General features: G+C 71.9%; 19 protein-coding genes. 10 read left to right on the top strand and 9 right to left on the bottom strand.

The annotated features are described in order from the left end of the window. Window positions 1–4: 4 nt before the first annotated feature. From QI633_RS24900 to QI633_RS24885, 4 genes are all read right to left on the bottom strand, one after another. Window positions 5–739, bottom strand: coding sequence for an SDR family oxidoreductase (locus QI633_RS24900; protein WP_141796929.1), 735 nt, complete (start codon window positions 737–739; stop codon window positions 5–7). Window positions 740–749: 10 nt separating this feature from the next. Further along, window positions 750–1,493, bottom strand: a complete 744-nt coding sequence (locus tag QI633_RS24895) for an SDR family oxidoreductase (RefSeq protein WP_141796930.1) — start codon at window positions 1,491–1,493, stop codon at window positions 750–752. Continuing rightward, a complete protein-coding gene (locus tag QI633_RS24890) occupies window positions 1,490–1,999 on the bottom strand; it encodes an acyl-CoA thioesterase (protein WP_282427430.1) in 510 nt (169 codons plus the stop codon). The genes QI633_RS24895 and QI633_RS24890 overlap by 4 nt, the downstream gene beginning before the upstream one ends. 87 nt (window positions 2,000–2,086) lie before the next feature. Continuing rightward, complete coding sequence (locus QI633_RS24885; RefSeq protein WP_141796932.1) at window positions 2,087–3,667, bottom strand: AMP-binding protein; 1,581 nt, start codon at window positions 3,665–3,667, stop codon at window positions 2,087–2,089. Window positions 3,668–3,771: 104 nt separating this feature from the next. On the opposite strand from QI633_RS24885, the gene QI633_RS24880 reads away from it, so the two are divergent. Beyond that, window positions 3,772–4,404 (top strand): TetR/AcrR family transcriptional regulator, encoded by a 633-nt coding sequence (locus QI633_RS24880; RefSeq protein ID WP_141796933.1) that lies wholly within the window; start codon window positions 3,772–3,774, stop codon window positions 4,402–4,404. A 29-nt stretch (window positions 4,405–4,433) separates the two neighbouring features. Here QI633_RS24880 and QI633_RS24875 read toward each other — a convergent pair whose 3' ends face one another. Then, entirely contained in the window at window positions 4,434–5,213 is a 780-nt protein-coding gene (locus QI633_RS24875) for a CoA-transferase (RefSeq protein WP_141796934.1), read from the bottom strand. Further along, entirely contained in the window at window positions 5,210–6,028 is an 819-nt protein-coding gene (locus QI633_RS24870; protein ID WP_141796935.1) for a CoA-transferase, read from the bottom strand. The genes QI633_RS24875 and QI633_RS24870 overlap by 4 nt, the downstream gene beginning before the upstream one ends. Window positions 6,029–6,172: 144 nt before the next feature. Here QI633_RS24870 and QI633_RS24865 point away from each other — a divergent pair, with 144 nt between their 5' ends. Next, window positions 6,173–6,895, top strand: a complete 723-nt coding sequence (locus QI633_RS24865) for an SDR family oxidoreductase (RefSeq protein WP_282427429.1) — start codon at window positions 6,173–6,175, stop codon at window positions 6,893–6,895. Next, on the top strand, window positions 6,892–7,779 hold the full coding sequence (locus QI633_RS24860; RefSeq protein WP_282427428.1) for an aldo/keto reductase: 888 nt from the start codon (window positions 6,892–6,894) through the stop codon (window positions 7,777–7,779). The genes QI633_RS24865 and QI633_RS24860 overlap by 4 nt, the downstream gene beginning before the upstream one ends. Here QI633_RS24860 and QI633_RS24855 read toward each other — a convergent pair. Next, the gene (locus QI633_RS24855; protein WP_282427427.1) at window positions 7,770–8,213 is read right to left on the bottom strand and encodes a VOC family protein; all 444 of its coding nucleotides are present in this window, start codon (window positions 8,211–8,213) and stop codon (window positions 7,770–7,772) included. The genes QI633_RS24860 and QI633_RS24855 overlap by 10 nt on opposite strands. A 51-nt stretch (window positions 8,214–8,264) precedes the next feature. Here QI633_RS24855 and QI633_RS24850 point away from each other — a divergent pair, with 51 nt between their 5' ends. From QI633_RS24850 to QI633_RS24840, 3 genes are read left to right on the top strand one after another with little or no spacing between them, the layout of a single operon-like run. Then, window positions 8,265–9,017: an SDR family oxidoreductase gene (locus tag QI633_RS24850; protein WP_282427426.1), complete on the top strand. Its 753-nt coding sequence runs from the start codon at window positions 8,265–8,267 to the stop codon at window positions 9,015–9,017. Between the two features lie 2 nt (window positions 9,018–9,019). Further along, on the top strand, window positions 9,020–9,640 hold the full coding sequence (locus tag QI633_RS24845; protein ID WP_282427425.1) for a transferase hexapeptide repeat family protein: 621 nt from the start codon (window positions 9,020–9,022) through the stop codon (window positions 9,638–9,640). Beyond that, complete coding sequence (locus QI633_RS24840; protein ID WP_282427424.1) at window positions 9,637–10,194, top strand: hotdog domain-containing protein; 558 nt, start codon at window positions 9,637–9,639, stop codon at window positions 10,192–10,194. The genes QI633_RS24845 and QI633_RS24840 overlap by 4 nt, the downstream gene beginning before the upstream one ends. A 12-nt stretch (window positions 10,195–10,206) precedes the next feature. On the opposite strand, the gene QI633_RS24835 is transcribed toward QI633_RS24840, so the two are convergent. Further along, window positions 10,207–10,974, bottom strand: coding sequence for a helix-turn-helix domain-containing protein (locus QI633_RS24835; protein ID WP_141796941.1), 768 nt, complete (start codon window positions 10,972–10,974; stop codon window positions 10,207–10,209). 305 nt (window positions 10,975–11,279) lie between these two features. On the opposite strand from QI633_RS24835, the gene QI633_RS24830 reads away from it, so the two are divergent. Further along, window positions 11,280–12,572, top strand: a complete 1,293-nt coding sequence (locus QI633_RS24830; RefSeq protein ID WP_282427423.1) for an LLM class flavin-dependent oxidoreductase — start codon at window positions 11,280–11,282, stop codon at window positions 12,570–12,572. A gap of 10 nt (window positions 12,573–12,582) precedes the next feature. Beyond that, entirely contained in the window at window positions 12,583–13,770 is a 1,188-nt protein-coding gene (locus QI633_RS24825; protein WP_282427422.1) for a flavin reductase, read from the top strand. Window positions 13,771–13,782: 12 nt separating this feature from the next. On the opposite strand, the gene QI633_RS24820 is transcribed toward QI633_RS24825, so the two are convergent. Continuing rightward, window positions 13,783–14,658, bottom strand: a complete 876-nt coding sequence (locus QI633_RS24820; protein ID WP_141796944.1) for an enoyl-CoA hydratase — start codon at window positions 14,656–14,658, stop codon at window positions 13,783–13,785. Window positions 14,659–14,711: 53 nt separating this feature from the next. Here QI633_RS24820 and QI633_RS24815 point away from each other — a divergent pair, with 53 nt between their 5' ends. Together QI633_RS24815 and QI633_RS24810 are read left to right on the top strand one after the other, a co-directional pair. Further along, the gene (locus QI633_RS24815) at window positions 14,712–15,524 is read left to right on the top strand and encodes a MaoC/PaaZ C-terminal domain-containing protein (protein ID WP_282427421.1); all 813 of its coding nucleotides are present in this window, start codon (window positions 14,712–14,714) and stop codon (window positions 15,522–15,524) included. Then, window positions 15,521–16,903 carry an MFS transporter gene (locus QI633_RS24810; RefSeq protein ID WP_160158150.1) on the top strand — a complete coding sequence of 461 codons (1,383 nt, stop codon included), beginning with the start codon at window positions 15,521–15,523 and terminating at the stop codon, window positions 16,901–16,903. The genes QI633_RS24815 and QI633_RS24810 overlap by 4 nt, the downstream gene beginning before the upstream one ends. Window positions 16,904–16,907: the final 4 nt, after the last annotated feature.

Below are 16,907 nucleotides of genomic sequence, written 5' to 3'. Positions count from 1 at the left end.
GACGCTATTGGGTGATCGTCCAGCCGCCGTCGACCGGCAGGAAGACGCCGTTGACGTACGACGCCAGCGGTGACAGCAGGAAGAGGATCGGCCAGGCCATCTCCTCGGGCCGGCCCATCCGCTTCAGCGGAACCCGGCCGAGGATGTGGTGGCCCATCTCGGACTGCGCGAAGCCGGCCAGTCGCGGGGTGTCGGTCATGCCCGGCCCGATGCCGTTGGCGCGGATGAGGTCCGCCTTGTGGGCCGCCAGGTGGCGGACGTAGCCCATGACGGCGGCCTTCGACGCGGAGTACCAGTCGCTCTCGGTGCCGACCCTGTTGCCCGCGACCGACGCTGTCACGACCATCGCCGAGCCGGTCGGCGTACCGGCGTCGAGCCAGTCCTGGGTCAGGCCGCGCACGCTGCCGACGCTGATCCGCACGGCCTCCTCGAAGTCGAGGGGCACCTGCGAGGACGGGCCGGCGTTGTTGACCAGGTAGCGCGGCACTCCGCCCAGGGCAGCGGTCGTCGCGGACAGCGCGTCGGCGCGCGCCGACGCGTCGGCGACGTCGCAGACCGCGGTGTGGACACCCTTGGCCGCCAGGTCCTCGAGGCCGTCGGGGCGCAGGTCCCAGCCACTGACGCGCAGGCCGGCGTCGAGCGCGCCGAGGGCGACCGCGCGACCGATGCCGCTGCCGGCACCGGTCACGATGACGGCGTCGCCGGGGGTGAAGCCGAGGTTGATCGTGTCGTTGGTCATCGCTGTCTCCTCAGACTCCGTAGCCGCCGTCGATGTCGAGCTTCTGCCCGGTGACGAACCCGGCCCGATCGCTGGCCAGGAACGCGACGGCCTCGGCGATGTCGACCGCCGTACCGAACCGGCGCAGGGGGATGTTGGTGCGCGCGACGTCGAGGGCGCGCTCGTCGAGGTCGCCGTTGGCGATCAAGCGCTCGGCCATGCCGTCGGTGAGCATGCCGGGGCCGACGCAGTTGACGCGAACGCCGAAGCGCCCCTCCTCGGCCGCCAGCCCGCGCGCGAGCGCCTCGACGGCCGCCTTGGGGGAGGACGAGAGGCCGTCGCGGATCGGGTATCGCACCGTGGCGGCCGTGGTGACCGCGGTCAACGTGCCCTGGGTCGCGCGCAGCGAGGGCAGCACGGCGTGGGCGAGGTTGAAGAACGCGACGACGTCCTGGTCGACCTGGTTCGCGAACTGCTCGGGCGTGACCTTCGACAGGTGGACCATCGGCACGTGTGGGCCGGCGGCGTGGACGACCGTGCGGACCTGCCCGTGCTCGGCCTCCAGCTCGCTGACCGCCTGGCCGACCGAGGCCGCGTCGCTGAGCTCGCACTGCCGCGTGCCGCGCACGCTGGTGCCGAGCTCGGCGACCAGGGCGTCGGGCGCCGTACGCCGGTGCAGGAGGAGCAGGTCGGCGCCGTCCTCGGCGAGGCGGCGGCAGATCGCCGCGCCGAGTCCGCCGGTCGCGCCGGTGACGAGGGTGGTTCCGTAGCTCATGCGGTGGCCTCCGTGGGGGTCGGTTCGTTCGTCTGGTCCGTGGTGGTGAGGCGGGCGCCCTGCGCCCAGGCGTCGAGGTGCTGCCGCAGCAGGGGCGGGATCTCGACCGAGTCGATGCCGGGGGAGACGGCGACGATGCGGATCCGCGCTCGCGCCACGACCTCGTCGTCGGCCGTGCGCACCATCCGGTGCAACATCTCGAACGAGCGCCGCCCGACCGCCCCGAGCCTCAGCTCGATCCGGATCTCGTCGAAGAGTCCGACCGCGGCGAGGTAGTCACACGCGGTGTGCGCGGTGACCGTCCAGAACCCGTGCCGCTGCTTGAGCTCGTCCTGCCGCAGGTCGTTGAGCCAGAACCACTCGCTCTGCATCCGCTCCATCCACGGGAACCATGCGGCGTAGTAGAGGATCCCGGCCGGATCGGTGTCGGCGTAGCTCAGTCGGAAGGTCGTCGAGTGGAGCGCCGGGTCCGGCCCGCCGTCCGCGACGCGTGCGTCGGTCGCCATGAAGACAACCTAGCACTTGCTTGGTTTGAGAGATAGTGCTCTGAGCTCGCCGAGTAGCCGCTCCTACTCGACGAACAGGAGCCCGGATCAGCCCTGCCGCAGGTCCGTCTTGAGCACCTTGCCGCTGGCGTTGCGCGGCAGCGCCTCCTCGAGCACGACGTCGCGCGGGACCTTGAAGTTGGCGAGCCGCTCGCGCACCCAGGCGATGAGCTCGTCCGGGGTCGCGGAGGTCCCGGGCCGGAGTACGACGTGGGCCGCGCCGACAGCGCCCATCCGGTCGTCGGGGACGCCGATGACGGCGCTCTCCATGACGGCGGGGTGGGCTGCGAGGACGTTCTCGACCTCGGCGGGATAGACGTTGAAGCCGCCGACGATGAACATGTCCTTGATCCGGTCGGTGATCTTCAGGCAGCCGTGCTCGTCGAGACGACCGATGTCGCCGGTGTGGAACCAGCCGTCGGCGTCGATCGCGGAAGCGGTGGCCTCGGGGTCCTCGAAGTAGCCGAGCATCACGTTGGCGCCGCGCAGCCAGATCTCGCCGTCGCTGCCCACCGGGGCGTCGACGCCGTCGCCGCCGACGACGCGGACCTCGATGCCGGGGACTCCGGGGCCGGTCGTCTCGGCGATGTGGCGCGGGTCCTCGTTGCGGCGCGACACCGTGGCGACGACGCACTCGGTGAGCCCGTAGGCCTGGGCGACGGTGTCGAAGCCGAGGACGTCGAGCATCTGCTCGAAGAGGGTCTCGGGAACGGAGGTCGCGCCCGCGATGGCGAAGCGCAGCGACGACAGGTCGAACTCGGTACGACGGTCGTGGTTGATGAGCGTGATGAAGATCGTCGGCGCGCCCGGGAGGACGGTGATCCTCTCGTCCTGGATGAGCTGCATGAGCGCGACCGGGTCGAAGGTGAGGACCGGGTAGATGGTCGTTCCGGCGGTGAGCGAGGTGATCACGCCGGCCTTGTAGCCGAAGCCGTGGAAGAACGGGTTGACGATCGCGTAGCGGTCCTGCGGCGACAGCGACGCGCCGTCTGCCCACACGTCGGCGACGCCGATGGTCTGGGCGTGGGTGCTCATCACGCCCTTGGGGATGCCGGTGGTGCCGGAGGTGTAGAGGATGTCGCACACGGTCTCCGGGGTGACCTCGGCGGCGAGCTTCTCGACCTCCTCGACCGACACGCGCTCGCCGAGGGCGAGGAACTCGGTCCACGGCAGGGTGCCGGGACGACCGGCTGAGTTCATGTCGACGACGGTGCGCAGGTGCGGCAGGCCGGGTACGACGGGACCGGGCTGGTCGGCCCCGGCGTCGCGCAGCATCGTGGAGTAGTCGGTGGTGAGGAAGCCGTCGCAGAGCACGAGCGCGACCGCCCGCGAGCGCTGGAGCACGACCTGCGCCTCGTGGCCGCGGTAGCGCGTGTTGAGCGGGACGACGGAGGCGCCGATGTACTGCGCGGCCAGCAGGGCCACGATGAACTCGACCCGGTTCGGGGCCCAGATCGCGACCCGGTCACCGGGCTCCACGCCGACGGCGCGGTAGGACCTGGCGGCGGCGACGGCGAGGTCCTTGAGGCCCTCGTAGGTGACGGTGACGTCACCGTCGACGACGGCGGGGTGGCTGCCGTGGGTCGCGGCCCCCTGGGCCAGGAGAGCGGGAATGGTCCGTGCTGCCATCAGGCGAGACTCCTCGTGAACAAGTGCTTGTTAGGTACTGTAGTCCTGCCCGTCCCGGCCGGCCTGTGTGTCCGGCGGGAGGGACCGTGGGAAAGGATCAAGTCATGGCGAGCAGCAACAACGAGGCTACGGCGCGCGGCGGCCGGCGGCGGAGCAACGGCGCGGGTTCGTCCCGGCGTGCCCAGCTCCTGGCGATCGCGGCGGAGATGTTCGCGACGCGGGGCTACTCGCAGACGACGGTGCGCGACATCGCCGACGAGGCGGGCATCCTGTCGGGCAGCCTCTACCACCACTTCGACTCGAAGGAGGCCATGCTCACGGAGATCCTCCGCGAGTTCATGGGCAACCTGCTGGGCGAGATCCGCGACATCGCCGAGCGCGGGCAGACCCCGCGCGAGGCGCTCGACGGGCTGATCTACAACTCCTTCGAGACCATCCACAAGGTGCCGTTCGCGGTCGCGCTCTACCAGAACGAGTCGGCGCTCCTGGCCACGACGCCCGAGTTCGCGTTCGTCCAGAAGGCCAGCCTCGACGTCGAGAAGGTCTGGCTGGGCGTGCTCAAGCAGGGGCAGGTCGAGGAGGACTTCCGCGCCGACCTCGACCCCGGTACGACCTACCGCTTCATCCGCGACGCGATCTGGTCCACCGTGCGCTGGTACAACCCGCGCGGCCGGCTGCAGCACAAGGCGCTCGCCGACCAGTACCTCGAGATGCTCCACGGCGGACTGCTCGCCTGAGCCGCATCGACGACGGGAGTACGACGCGCTCAGCGTCGTACCTCCTTGTCGCGCAGCCCCTTCGGGTCGAGGACCGTGCGGATCAGCTCGAGCTCCTCGGCCGTGGGCAGGCGCGTGGTTCCGGCGGTGCTGGTGTCGATCGCGAAACCGGTGTTCTCGGCGACCTCCTCGGCGGTGACGCCGGGGTGCAGCGAGCGCACCTTGAGCCGGCCGTCGTCGTCGTAGTCGAGGACGGCGAGGTCGGTGACGACGACGCCGAGGTCGTGGAAGCGCAGCGCCCTCCCCTCATGGGCGCGCGCCCGGTCGTTGCCGACGCCCGAGACGACGTCGACGGCCTCGACGAAGACCCGGGCGCTGTGCTTGCTGACCCAGTAGTCGGTGCGGTGGTTGACCGTGTTGCCGGGCGCGCCGCGTACGCCGATCAGCTGGCGGGTCGGCTTGCGCCAGTCGCCGATCGAGGAGATGTTCTGGTTGCCGTAGCGGTCGACCTGGCTGGCGCCCATCATGCTGTGCCGGCGGCCGGTCGCGAGGATCTCGAAGACCCGGCGGAACGGCGCCCAGGACTCGATGGTCCCGCCGGCGGACGCGTTGCGGCCCAGCGGCGGCGGCTCGCTCATCAAGAAGCAGTCGCCGTCGGTGAGGACCAGGTCGGGCTCGGAGGTGAGCTTCGCGAGCCGGGCGCTGATGGTCGGGACGATGCCGACGGCGTGGGCCAGGATCTCGCCGGAGCCGCGCCAGGCGTCTGCGCAGGCGACGACGCAGACCTCGGCGCGGGTGACCTCGGTGGTGACGTCGGTGGTCGCGCTCATCGGGTGCTCTCCTCGAGGTAGGACTTCTCGAACGCGGCCCAGGCCTCGGGGTCGCGGGCGGCTTCGGCGTACTCCCGTTGGAAGGCCTCGTCGCGGCCGTAGTCGGGGTCGCAGCTGGTGAACCCGGCACCGCCCGGCGCCTCGACGACGCCCGAGACGAACATCCGGCTGACCAGCAGTGACTGCGGCGCGGCGGTCGCGGTCAGCTCCTCGGTGGGGACGATCCTCTCGACGCTCATGATGGTGCGGTCCGCTGCCATCGCGTAGAGGTCGTCGAAGTAGGGGTCCGGGCCGAGGTACTGGCCGTTGCCAGCCGCGTCCGCGCGGTTGAGGTGGATCAGCGCGAGGTCCATCCGGACGCCAGGGACGGCGACGTAGACCTCGTCGTCGTACGGCGACGCGACCGTCTTGAGCTCCGGGTTCATCGTCAGCACGTCGGAGGCGAGACCGGCCCGGGTCGGCAGGAAGCTGAGCCGGCTGGCGCCGGCGCGAAGGGCGGCGACGAACATGCCCTCGTCGTACTCGGTCGTCTCGACGGTGCCGGCCTCGCGCGCGGCACGGAAGTGCGGGTCGAGCGGGATGCTGTCGAGCGAGACGAAGCCGTAGACCAGCCGCTTCACCTTGCCCGCGGCGCAGAGCAGGCCCACGTCAGGTCCGCCGAACGTGACGACGGTCAGGTCGGTCACGTCGCTGCGCAGCAGCTCGCGGACCAGGGCCATCGGCTTGCGCCGCGACCCCCAGCCGCCGATGCCGATGGTCATGCCCGACCGGACGTGGCTCGCCACGTCGGTCAGCTGCATGGTCTTGTCCGCCATCAGTCCTCCATACCTAGCGCTTGCTTGGTGGCGACTGTACCTCGGGGAGCGCGGCAGTGCCACTGGAGGGGACAGGCCTTGCGGGTCAGGCGGCGTGGTGGTTGCATCACAAGCAAACGCTTGGTCGAGACAAGAGGTGGAGTAATGACCGGACATGTGGTCGTGACGGGTGGGGCCAGCGGGATCGGCGCGGCCGTCGTCGACCGGCTCCGCGAGCGCGGGCACGCCGTGACCGTCTGGGACCTCGCGACCCCGTCCCGTCAGGACGTCGGCCATCACGAGCTCGACGTGACCGACGCGGACGCCGTGACCGCCGCCCTGCGGGCCGCCGAGGCTGACCGAGGAGTGGTCCGCCACCTGGTGGCCAGCCACGGCATCAGGGGCGCATTCGTGCCGGCCCTGGAGCTCGACCTCGCCGGCGTCCGACGGATGCTGGACGTCCACGTCGTCGGCACCCTCGTGACCGCGACCGCGCTGACCCGCCGCCTGGTGGAGCTCGATGCGACGCAGGGCGGGTCCGTGGTGACGCTGTCGTCGACGACCGCCTATCGGGGCTGGGCGAACCAGTCCGACTACGGTGTCGCGAAGGCCGCGGTGCGCCAGCTCACCGAGAACCTCGCGATCGAGTGGGCGGGGCTGGGGATCAGGGTCAACTCGGTCGCACCGGGGCACACGCTCACCCCGATGGTGCAGGACATGATCGACCACGGCTACGACGTGGGCCCGGTCGAGGCCCGCACGCCGCTCGGCCGCCTCTGCACGCCGGCGGAGATGGCTGCCGAGATCGTCCACCTGCTCCTCGACGCAACGCACACCACCGGGGTGTGCCTGCCGGTCGACGGCGGCTGGACGGCGGTCGGCAAGTGAGCCTTCCGAAGCGACGCCTCGGCGACCTCGAGATCTCCGCGATCGGGTTCGGCTCGATGACTCTCACCCAGACCCCGGAGAGCGATGTCGAGCGCGGGACTCGTGCCGTCCATGCCGCGCTCGACGCGGGCATCACCTTCTTCGACACCGCCGACGTCTACGGACCGACCGGCTTCGACACCGTCGGCGGCTACGGCGTCAACGAGCGTGCGCTGGTCGCGGCGCTGCGATCGTGGGACGGTCCGCTGGACGACGTGGTGATCGCCACCAAGGGCGGACACACTCGCGACGGCCTGACCTGGTGGATCGACGGTGGTCGCGATCACCTGCGCGCCGCGGCGCTGGCGTCCCGGGAGCGGCTGGGCCTCGACGTCATCCCGCTCTACCAGCACCACCGGCCGGACCCGCGGCGGCCGTACCGTGAGTCGATGGAGGCACTGCGGAGCCTGGTCGACGACCGGATCGTCGCCCGGATCGGGCTCTCGAACGTCGATGGTGACCAGATCCGGCTGGCGGTCGAGGTGATCGGGGACGCCCTCGTGTCGGTGCAGAACGAGTACTCGCCGCTCGCGCGGGGGAGCGAGCCGGTCATCGACCTGTGCGCCGAGCTCGGCCTCACCTTCCTTTCCTGGGGCCCGTTCGGCGGCATGCGGGAGGCGAAGTCCCTCGGCTCCTCGTTCGCTCCGTTCGCCGAGGTCGCCGAGGCGCGCGGGGTGAGCCCCCAACAGGTCGCCCTGGCCTGGCAGCTCGCCCGTTCGCCGTGGATCGTGCCGATCCCGGGGGCGAGCAGACCGGAGTCGGTGCGCGACTCGGTGCAGGCGGCCACGCTCGTCCTCACCGAGGACGAGCTGGCCCACCTCGCGGGCGGACGCGGTCAGTCGTGAGCCGGCGGCTCGACCAGCTCCACGCGGACCCGGTCCGGGTCGAGCACATAGACCACGCGGCACCCGGCCATCGGCTCGCTGGCCACGATCGGGTCCGACAGCGCGGTGGTCCCCGCGGCACGGAGACGATCGAGTGTGCCGTCCAGGTCGGTCACGGTGATCGCGACGTGCGCGGCGCCCACGTGGCCGTTGTCCGGGTCGAGCACGACGTCCGACCCGCCGTCGTACTGCAGCAGCTCGACGACGGTCGTGCCCTCCTGGGCGCGGACGAACGCCTGGCGCACGACCACGCCCGGGTAGCCCGTGACCGCGTCGATGCGCGGGCCACGCCGCTCGTAGGGACCGAGGCGCTCGCCGCCGAGCAGGTCCTCGTAGAACGCGAGGGAGCGCGTCATGTCGCTGACCGTGATGCCCACGTGATGGATCGTCGTCATGAACGAAACCTAGCAAGCGCTTGGTTTATGTGAAACCCTGAGGAGATGAACATGTCGGACACCGCACCCCACCCGCTCGTCGACCTGACCGACAAGGTCGTCGTCGTGACCGGTGCCAGTCGCGGCCTCGGCGCCGCCCACGCGCGCACCCTCGCGGAGGCCGGCGCCACCGTCGTCGTGACCGACCTCGCCGCGGAGGGCGTCGCCGAGGTGGCGGCCGAGCTGGGGGAGGGGCACGCTTCGGCCGCCCTCGATGTGACCTCGCCGCAGGCGTGGGCCGAGCTCGCCGCGTTCGTCCTCGAGAGGTACGGCCGCGTCGACGGCCTGGTCAACAACGCCGGCCGGTGCGAGTACGCGCACTTCCTCGAGACGTCGCCGGAGATGTTCGAGGGGCACTTCCAGGTCAACGTGATGGGCGCCGTCCACGGCATGCAGGCGTTCGCGCCGCACATGCGCCCGGGTAGCGCGATCGTCAACATCGCCTCGGTGGCCGGCCTGGCGGCCTGGCCGGGGAGCAGTGCGTACGGCGCCTCGAAGTTCGCGCTGCGCGGCGTGAGCCGGGCTGCTGCGATCGACCTCGGCGGCGAGCGCGGGATCCGCGTCAACTGCGTACTGCCCGGCGCCGCTGACACCGCGATGCTCTCGGAGGCCTCGCGCCAGGGCGGCGGTGTGGTTGCGAACCTGCCGGTCCCGCGGGCAGCGCAGCCCCACGAGGTCAGCGCGATGGTGACCTTCCTGCTCAGCGACGCGGCGAGCTACTGCACCGGCCAGGACTTCGTGGTCGACGGCGGGATGAAGGCCTGACCGTGCCGTTCTACGAGATCGACGGCGTCGTCCCGGTCTGCGACCCGACGTCCTATGTGCACCCGTCCGCCGATGTGATCGGCGACGTGATCATCGGTCCCGGCTGCTACATCGGCCCCTCGGCCAGTCTTCGCGGTGACTTCGGCCGGATCCGGATCGAGGCCGGCTCCAACGTCCAGGACAGCTGCGTCGTGCACGTCTACCCCGGCGCCGACTGCGTCCTCGGTGAGGGCAGCCACGTCGGCCACGGCGCGATCCTGCACGGCTGCGTGCTCGAGCCGCGGGTGCTGGTCGGGATGAACTCCGTCGTCATGGACGGCGTCCGCATCGGCGAGAACTCGCTCATCGGCGCCGGCAGTGTGGTCAGCGCGGGCTTCGTCGCGCCGTCACGCTCGCTGGTGATCGGCAGTCCGGCGAAGGTCCTCCGCGAGCTCGACGAGGCCCAGCTGGCCTGGAAGTCGAACGGCCCCGACGTCTATCGCCAGCTGGCCCAGCGCTCGCTCGCCACGATGCACGAGGTGGCGCCGGTGGCTGTCGAGGAGGCTGACCGGCGGCGGGTCAGCACCGACGCCTCGGTGAGCCGGCCGCTGCACGAGCTGCGGGCGGAGCGCGAGTCGCGGTGAACGCCCGGCGCGACCTGACCGAGGCGGTTCGCGAGCTCGCGTCGACCATGGCCGTCACCGACGTCGACGACCCGGACATGGCGCAGGCGGCCGCGACGGTGCGGGCATTGACCAAGCTGCTGCGGGAGCGGCAGCTGGACGACGTCCCCCGCACGCCGTACGACGAAGCGGTCGGTGCTCCCCACTACGGCTGGCATCTCGACAACCCGGCGCTGCCGGGCCTGGCCATGCTCTTCGAGGACGGCCGCGCCACCGCGTCCATCCCTGCCGGGCTGGGGATGGTGTACGCCGGCCCGCCCGGCAAGCTGCACGGCGGGGTGGGTGCGTTGCTGCTCGACGTGATCTTGTCGAGCCTGGTCCAGCACCACGCCGTCCGCGCGGTCACCGCCTCGCTCACGGTGGACTACCGGGTCGCCACGCCGCTCGACGTGCCGCTGCGGCTCACCGCCGAGATCGTCGGTCGCAGCGGCCGCAAGGTCGAGACCGTCGGAGCGCTGTGGTGGGGCGACGTCGCGACGGTCGAGGCGCGGGGTCTGTTCGTAGCGGTGCCCTAGCGTGACAAGACACTAGGCCGTGCGCAGCAGGTGCAGGGCCCGACCGGTCGCCCGGACGGCGTTGAGCAGCAAGGGCCCGGCGACCGCGGTCGAGAGCTGTCCCCGGCGCGCCACCGTGATGGCGGCCACGGGACCGTGCGGACCGCGCACGGGCGCGGCGAGCGAGCTGATGCCCCCGTAGAGGCGTAGGCCGTCGGACACCGCGATGCCGCGGTTGCGGCGGATGTGGTTGAGGTCCCGGTGGAGCGCGGTCAGCTGGTCGGGGTGCCAGCGGTGCTGTCGGTCGACCAGGTCGTCGACCTCCTCGGGGCGCATCGCGGCGAGCATCGCCAGACCGCCCACGGCCTCTGTCGCCATGACTCGGCCGCCCACGCGCGACGGAATGCTCGCCGCGCGTGCTCCGCCGATCTTGTCGAGGTAGTGGATGACTGGTCCGTCGATCACGGACAGGTGGGCGACGGCGTCGGTGGCGAGCTGAAGCTCGTTGAGGGCGACCGCCGCCGCGATCCGGATCTGGTCGTGCTCGGCGTTGACGTCATGGCGGGTGATCCGCGGGCCTGGCGCATAGCCGCGCTCGTCCTGGTGGATCCAGCCGAGCCGGTGGAGCTTGCGCAGCATCCGGAACACGGTCGACTTGGGAAGGCCGGTGGCGTGGGTGACCTCCTCGAGGCCGAGCGGCCCGGCTGCGTCCGCGAAGCAGTCCATGATCTGCGTGACGCGCTCGAGCACGCCTTCGCGGGTCGCTGGACGGGCGACCGAGCTCGCGATGGCAGAGCTCATCGTGCACTCCTTCCTGAGCAAACGCTTGGTAGTTTATCGACTCCCCTCAAGGGCCGCCAGTGGCTCGGTGTGCCGTGCAGCAGCCCGCGCACTTCACCCAGTGGCACGGCGGGTGCGGGCGGCGATTGGCCCCTGCAGGCTGATGCGGCGCCGCGCTCCGCGTGCCCACGGCGGGGCCGCGAGGACCGGTGACGAGTCGAGACCTCAGGAGGACCCATGAGAACACCGTGCCCCACGGCCGAAGGCCGCTCCGCCCGACTGTCGCAGGAACTGCGGACCGGGCGTGCGTCCTGATGGGCCGGTCGATGCACCTCGCGGTCTTCGCCCAGGCGATGGGCGCCGCGCAAGGAGTCTGGCGCTCGCCGCGGACCGTCGCCGGCACGGAGCTGAGCCCGGGGCACTGGGCCCACCTCGCCCAGACCGCGGAGGCGGGCTGCTTCGACGCGTTCTTCGTCGCGGACGCGCTCACCCTCTCGCCCGGCATCGCCGGCGACGCGACCTTGCGGCCGGACCCGGTCGCACTGCTGTCGGCGCTCAGTGTCGCGACCAGCCGGATCGGGCTGATCGGGACCAGCTCGACGACCTACAACGATCCGTTCACCGTGGCTCGGCAGTTCGCAACACTCGACCACCTCAGCGAGGGGCGCGCGGGGTGGAACGTCGTCACGACGGCCATCGCCGCGGCAGCCGAGAACTACGGCACGGAGACGTTGCCCGACCACGAGGACCGGTACGAGCGGGGCGAGGAGTTCGTCGACGTCGTCCTCGGGCTGTGGGACTGCTGGGAGCCCGACGCCGTCGTCGCGGACCGGTCCTCGGGCGTGTTCGCCGACCTCGACCGAATCCGGTCCCTCGACCACCGGGGCCGGCACTTCCGGGTGCGCGGGCCGCTGACGGTTCCGCGTTCGCCGCAGGGCAGGCTGCCGCTCGCGCAGGCCGGTTCGTCGGGACCCGGGATGCGGCTCGGTGCGCGGGTCGCCGACCTCGTCTTCACGACCCAGGTCGCCCCGGAGGCCTCGCTCGCCTTCGCGGACGAGATGCGCACCCTCGCCGTCGCGGCCGGACGTCACGCCGGCGACCTCAAGGTGCTGCCCGGCGTCACGCCGATCGTCGGCCGCACTCGCGCCGAGGCCAGGGACCTGGCTGCCGACCTCGGCTCCTACGTGAGCGAACCCTCGACCCTGCAGTTCATGGCTGCGTCGTTCGGCGGCCTCGACCTGTCGTCGTACGAGCTGGACGATCCCTTCCCCGACCTGCGCGGCCAGCTCCCGGCCCACGCCGGCGTGTCACGTCCGGAGCTGTTCATCCGGACCGCGCTCGAGGAGCGGTTGACCCTGCGGCAGCTGTTGCAGCGGATCGGGCTGAGCATCGGTCACCGCAGCCTGGTCGGCACGCCCGACGACATCGCTGACGACCTGCAGCGGTGGTTCGAGTCGGGCGCCGCCGACGGGTTCGTCGTGATCCCGGCCGACATGCCGGCGGGCCTGACCGACTTCGTCGAGGAAGTGGTCCCGCGGCTGCAAGCACGCGGCCTGTTCCGCAAGCGCTACGCCGGTGCCACGCTGCGCGACCACCTGGCCGACCGACCGACTGCCTGAGGAGTTGTCCGTGTCCGACACCGAGCTGGCCGGGGACGCCCGGCGCTTCCGCGAGGTCCTCGCGCATTACCCGACGGGAGTCGTCGTGGTCACGGCGCTCGATCGCGACGGCGCACCGCTGGGGATGGTGGTCGGATCGTTCACGTCCGTCTCGCTGGACCCGCCACTCGTCGCCTACCTCCCGGCGAAGTCGTCGAGCAGCTACGCCGCCCTCCGTGAGCAGCCGCGGTTCTGCGTCAACGTGCTCGCGAGCGACCAGGAGCAGCTGTGCCGCCAGTTCGCCTCGCGCGGTGCGGACAAGTTCACGGACGTCACGTGGGCCCTGTCGCCCGGCGGCTCCCCGGTGCTCGCCGGCGCCGTCGCCTGGCTGGACTGCTCGGTCGAAGGCGTCCTCGACGGCGGTGACCACGACATCGTGCTCGGCCGGGTCGAGCACCTCGAGGTGTCCGGCGCGGGCGACCCGCTGCTGTTCTTCCAGGGCGGGTACGGCGGATTCCGCCCGCGTGCCCTCGTCGCGCCCTGGTCCGCCGACCTGCGCCCCCAGCTCCAGGATGCCGATGTGGCACGGGGGCCGATGGAGGACCTGGCGCGTGAGGTGGGGTTCCCCTGCTACGCGCAGGCGCTCGTCGACGACGAGGTCGTGGTCGTCGCCGGGGCGGGCGGCGACCAGGTCGTCCGGACCCACATCGGACGCCGGCTGCCGCTGGTCCCGCCCTACGGGTCGCTCTTCCTCGACCTCGCCGACCCGGACGTGGCCGCGGACCAGTGGGCCCACCACCTCCGCACGCCGGTCTCCGCGCCGATGCGGGCGCATCACCGGCTGATGCTCGAGCGCGTGCGCTCGCGCGGCTGGTCGCTCGGTCTCCGGGCGCCCCAGCACGATGACGTCTGGGACCAGGTCGCTCGCTTCTCAGAGGCGCGGGCCATGCCCGATGTCGAACGCCGCATCGGCGCCCTGCTGGACGGTCTCACGCCCTACTACGAGCCTTCGGACCTCGAGCCGACGGGTTCCTACGACGTCCGCGCGCTCGCCGCGCCCGTCCGATCTGGTGGCCGCACCGCGCTGGTGCTCGTGCTCCACGGCATGCCCGCCGGAGCATCCGGCGCGCAGGTGGCGCACTGGCGGGAGCGCCTGGTGACGACGGCCGACACGGTCTCTCGGCGACTGGCTGCGCTGCCGGAGGCCCGCACGCGTTGAGTGTGTGCCGGCTCAGAGCTCGCCGGCGTCCCGCTTGTTCGACTCCGCCATGGCGGCGGCGTCGAGCCCGGCGAGGGAGTCGACGGTGACCTCGGCGTTGTGCGAGTGGGCAGCGTGGTGGAGGCCGAAGACGGAGTCCATGCCGGCGCGCTGTCCCATCAGGTCCTCGGCCTGGTTGATCGCCTTCTTGGTCAGCGCGAGGCCGAGGCGGGGCATGACGGCGATGCGGCGGGCCATCTCGTCGACTGCGGCGTCGAGCTCGGGGCGCGGGACGACGTGGTTGACCATGCCGAGCTCGTGGGCGCGGCGGGCGTCGAAGCGGCCGCCGGTGTAGAGGAACTCCTTGGCGGCGCGCGGGTTCATCACCCACGGGTGGGCGAAGTACTCGACGCCGGGGATGCCCATCTTGACGACGGGGTCCTGGAAGAAGGCGTCGTCGGAGGCGATGATGAAGTCGCACACCCAGGCGAGCATCAGGCCACCGGCGACGCAGGCGCCCTGCACCTTCGCGATGACCGGCTTGGGGATCTCCCGCCAGCGTCGGCACATGCCGAGGTAGACCTCGGACTCGCGGGCGAACCGCGCGTCGACGCCCTGGGCGCCGACGTGGTCCCACCAGATGACGGCCTTGCGCTCGAAGGACTCGTGGATGTCGCGGCCGGGCGTGCCGATGTCGTGGCCGCCACAGAAGTGCTTGCCGTTGCCGCCGAGCACGATCACCTTCACGGCGTCGTCGTTGACGGCATCGGTGAAGGCGCGGTCGAGGGCGTAGGTGACCTTGGAGTTCTGCGCGTTGGCGTACTCCGGCCGGTTGAGGGTCACGTAGGCGACGCCGTCGCGGACGTCGTACGTCACCACCGGCTCGATGGTGGTGGTCTCGTCGCTCATGGCTGCTCCCGGGTCGTCATACAAACCTAGCGTTTGCTTGGTATCGTAGCAGGATGACGACGCAACCCGATCTCGATGTGACCGACACCGCTGACTGGGCCGGCCGGTCACTCGGCGAGCGAGAGGTCAGCTGGGACGAGCGCGACGCGATCCTGTTCGCGCTCGCGGTGGGCGCCCGCGCCGACCAGCTCGACCTGGTCTTCGAGCGTGACCTGAAGGTGCTGCCGACCTTCGCGCTGACCCTGGCGCAGTGGGCCCCCGACGTGCTCGGGTCGGCCGGTGCCTTCGATGTCGGTACGGCCCTGCACGGCTCCCAGCGGCTCGAGGTCCTCGCCCCGATGCCGGCGAGCGGCACCACGCTGATGAGCGCGCGGGTCGGCAACGTGTGGGACAAGGGTGCGGCGGCGGTCTTCGAGGTCGTCGTCGAGTGCGAGTACGTCCGCGCGACCTGGTCGATCTTCGCGCCGGGCCGGGGCGGCTTCGGTGGCGAGCGCGGCCCGGGCCGGACCACCGGCCCCGAGGGTGAGCCGACGACGAGCATCGAGGTCGATGTGGCGGCGAACGCCGCGGCGCTCTACCGGCTCAGCGGCGACCGTCATCACATCCACATCGACCCGCTCGCCGCGGAGCGGATCGGCCAGCCGCGGCCGATCCTGCACGGGCTCGCGACCATGTCGACCGCCGTCCTCGCCGCGGCGGAGGCCCGGGGTGCGTCCCCGGCCGACCTGACCCTGCTCGAGGGAAGGTTCAGCAGCGCCGTCTTCCCGGGCGAGCGCTTGGTCGTGCCGGTGTGGGCGGACGGCTCGTTCCGCGTCGACACCGAGCGCGGTACGGCGATCGACGGCGCCCGCGCCCTGTTCGCGTGACCGCGACGGCCGCCGCTGCGACGACACCGGCCGCCCCGGCCCAGGGCCGGGTTGTGGCGGTGCTCGCGGCCGCCGGCCTGGTCGGGATCCTCTCGCAGGCGCTGCTCATCCCGCTGCTCGGCGACCTGCCCGCACGACTCGACGTCAGCGGCGAGGCGGCGTCGTGGGCGATGACGATCTGCCTGGTCGCGGCCGCCGTGGCCACGCCGGTGAGCGGTCGGCTCGCCGACATCGTCGGCCGCAAGCGGGTCCTCGTGTGCTGCCTGGCCGCGACGACCGTCGGCAGCGTGCTGTGCGCCAGCGGCGGGCACTACCCGCTGCTGCTCGCGGGCCGCGCGCTGCAGGGCGCCTCCAGCGCGGTCATCCCGCTCGGCATCAGCGCGCTCGCTGAGATCGCCGTCGGCGTCGGCCTGCAGCGCGGGGCCGCGCTGATCAGCGCCACCATGGGCATCGGTACGGCGGGCGGCGTCGCCTTCTCCGGGCTGATCGCCGCGGTCGCCGACTGGACCGTGGTGTTCTGGGTCGCCGCCGGGCTCGGCCTCCTCGCCACCGCCGCCGTGATCCTCGTCGTCCCGTCTCCCGCGGCCGACCGAGCAAGCGGCCGGGCGGGCTTCGACGGCGTCGGCTGCGTGCTGCTCTCCGTCGGCCTGACCGCCGCGCTGCTCGCCGTCACCAACGGCGGCCGCTGGGGCTGGGCCGGCGCACCGACGCTCGGGTGTGCCGTCGGCGGCCTGCTCGTGCTGGTCGGCTGGTGGCGCTGGGAGCGCCGTACGACGGACCCGCTCGTCGACCTCGACTCGGCCATCGAACCGAGGATGGCGCTGGTCCAGTCCGCCTCGGTGCTCGCCGGCGTCGCGATGTTCACCCACGTCCTGGTGCTGCCGATCCTGCTGCGGCACCCGGTGGACGGCAGGGCCGTCAGCGTCCTCGTCGCAGGACTGTGCCTGGTCCCGGCCGGCATGGCGATGATGCTCGCGGCCCCGCTCGGCTCCTGGCTGGTCGAGCGTCGCGGCGGCCGGTGGGCGCTCACGGCCGGCCTGGTCTGCAGCAGCGTCGGGTACGCCGCCTCGGCCGGCTCCGCCCGCTGGCCCGCCGTCGTGGTCCTTGCCTCGGTCGTCATCGGTGTGGGGATCGGCCTGTCCTTCGCGACCCTGCCGTTCCTCGTGGTCCGGCTCACCGCGCCCGAGGCGGTCGGCGCGGCCAACGGGCTCAACACCTTGATGCGGATGATCGGCGCTTCGGTGTCGAGCGCCGTCGTCGGCGCACTGCTGGCGGCACACGCCGGGTCCGCGGTCGGGTACGCCCTCGGCTACGGCTGGGGTGCGGTCGCAGCAGCGATCGGAGCGCTGCTCGCCGTACGGCTGCCGAAGGACCTCTAGGTGC

The sequence above is a fragment of the Nocardioides sp. QY071 genome, from assembly GCF_029961765.1.
Lineage (GTDB): Bacteria > Actinomycetota > Actinomycetes > Propionibacteriales > Nocardioidaceae > Nocardioides.
Note: the sequence above shows the minus strand (reverse complement) of the source record. Positions and strands in the feature narration are given on the sequence as shown.

Bases quoted from the DNA above. Each gene is read 5' to 3' on its own strand.
- QI633_RS24820 (WP_141796944.1), bottom strand. From the start codon at position 14,658: ATGAGCGACGAGACCACCACCATCGAGCCGGTGGTGACGTACGACGTC.
- QI633_RS24850 (WP_282427426.1), top strand. From the start codon at position 8,265: ATGTCGGACACCGCACCCCACCCGCTCGTCGACCTGACCGACAAGGTC.
- QI633_RS24900 (WP_141796929.1), bottom strand. From the start codon at position 739: ATGACCAACGACACGATCAACCTCGGCTTCACCCCCGGCGACGCCGTC.
- QI633_RS24815 (WP_282427421.1), top strand. From the start codon at position 14,712: ATGACGACGCAACCCGATCTCGATGTGACCGACACCGCTGACTGGGCC.
- QI633_RS24885 (WP_141796932.1), bottom strand. From the start codon at position 3,667: ATGGCAGCACGGACCATTCCCGCTCTCCTGGCCCAGGGGGCCGCGACC.
- QI633_RS24865 (WP_282427429.1), top strand. From the start codon at position 6,173: ATGACCGGACATGTGGTCGTGACGGGTGGGGCCAGCGGGATCGGCGCG.
- QI633_RS24880 (WP_141796933.1), top strand. From the start codon at position 3,772: ATGGCGAGCAGCAACAACGAGGCTACGGCGCGCGGCGGCCGGCGGCGG.
- QI633_RS24895 (WP_141796930.1), bottom strand. From the start codon at position 1,493: ATGAGCTACGGAACCACCCTCGTCACCGGCGCGACCGGCGGACTCGGC.
- QI633_RS24875 (WP_141796934.1), bottom strand. From the start codon at position 5,213: ATGAGCGCGACCACCGACGTCACCACCGAGGTCACCCGCGCCGAGGTC.
- QI633_RS24855 (WP_282427427.1), bottom strand. From the start codon at position 8,213: ATGACGACGATCCATCACGTGGGCATCACGGTCAGCGACATGACGCGC.
- QI633_RS24890 (WP_282427430.1), bottom strand. From the start codon at position 1,999: ATGGCGACCGACGCACGCGTCGCGGACGGCGGGCCGGACCCGGCGCTC.
- QI633_RS24870 (WP_141796935.1), bottom strand. From the start codon at position 6,028: ATGGCGGACAAGACCATGCAGCTGACCGACGTGGCGAGCCACGTCCGG.
- QI633_RS24835 (WP_141796941.1), bottom strand. From the start codon at position 10,974: ATGAGCTCTGCCATCGCGAGCTCGGTCGCCCGTCCAGCGACCCGCGAA.
- QI633_RS24830 (WP_282427423.1), top strand. From the start codon at position 11,280: ATGCACCTCGCGGTCTTCGCCCAGGCGATGGGCGCCGCGCAAGGAGTC.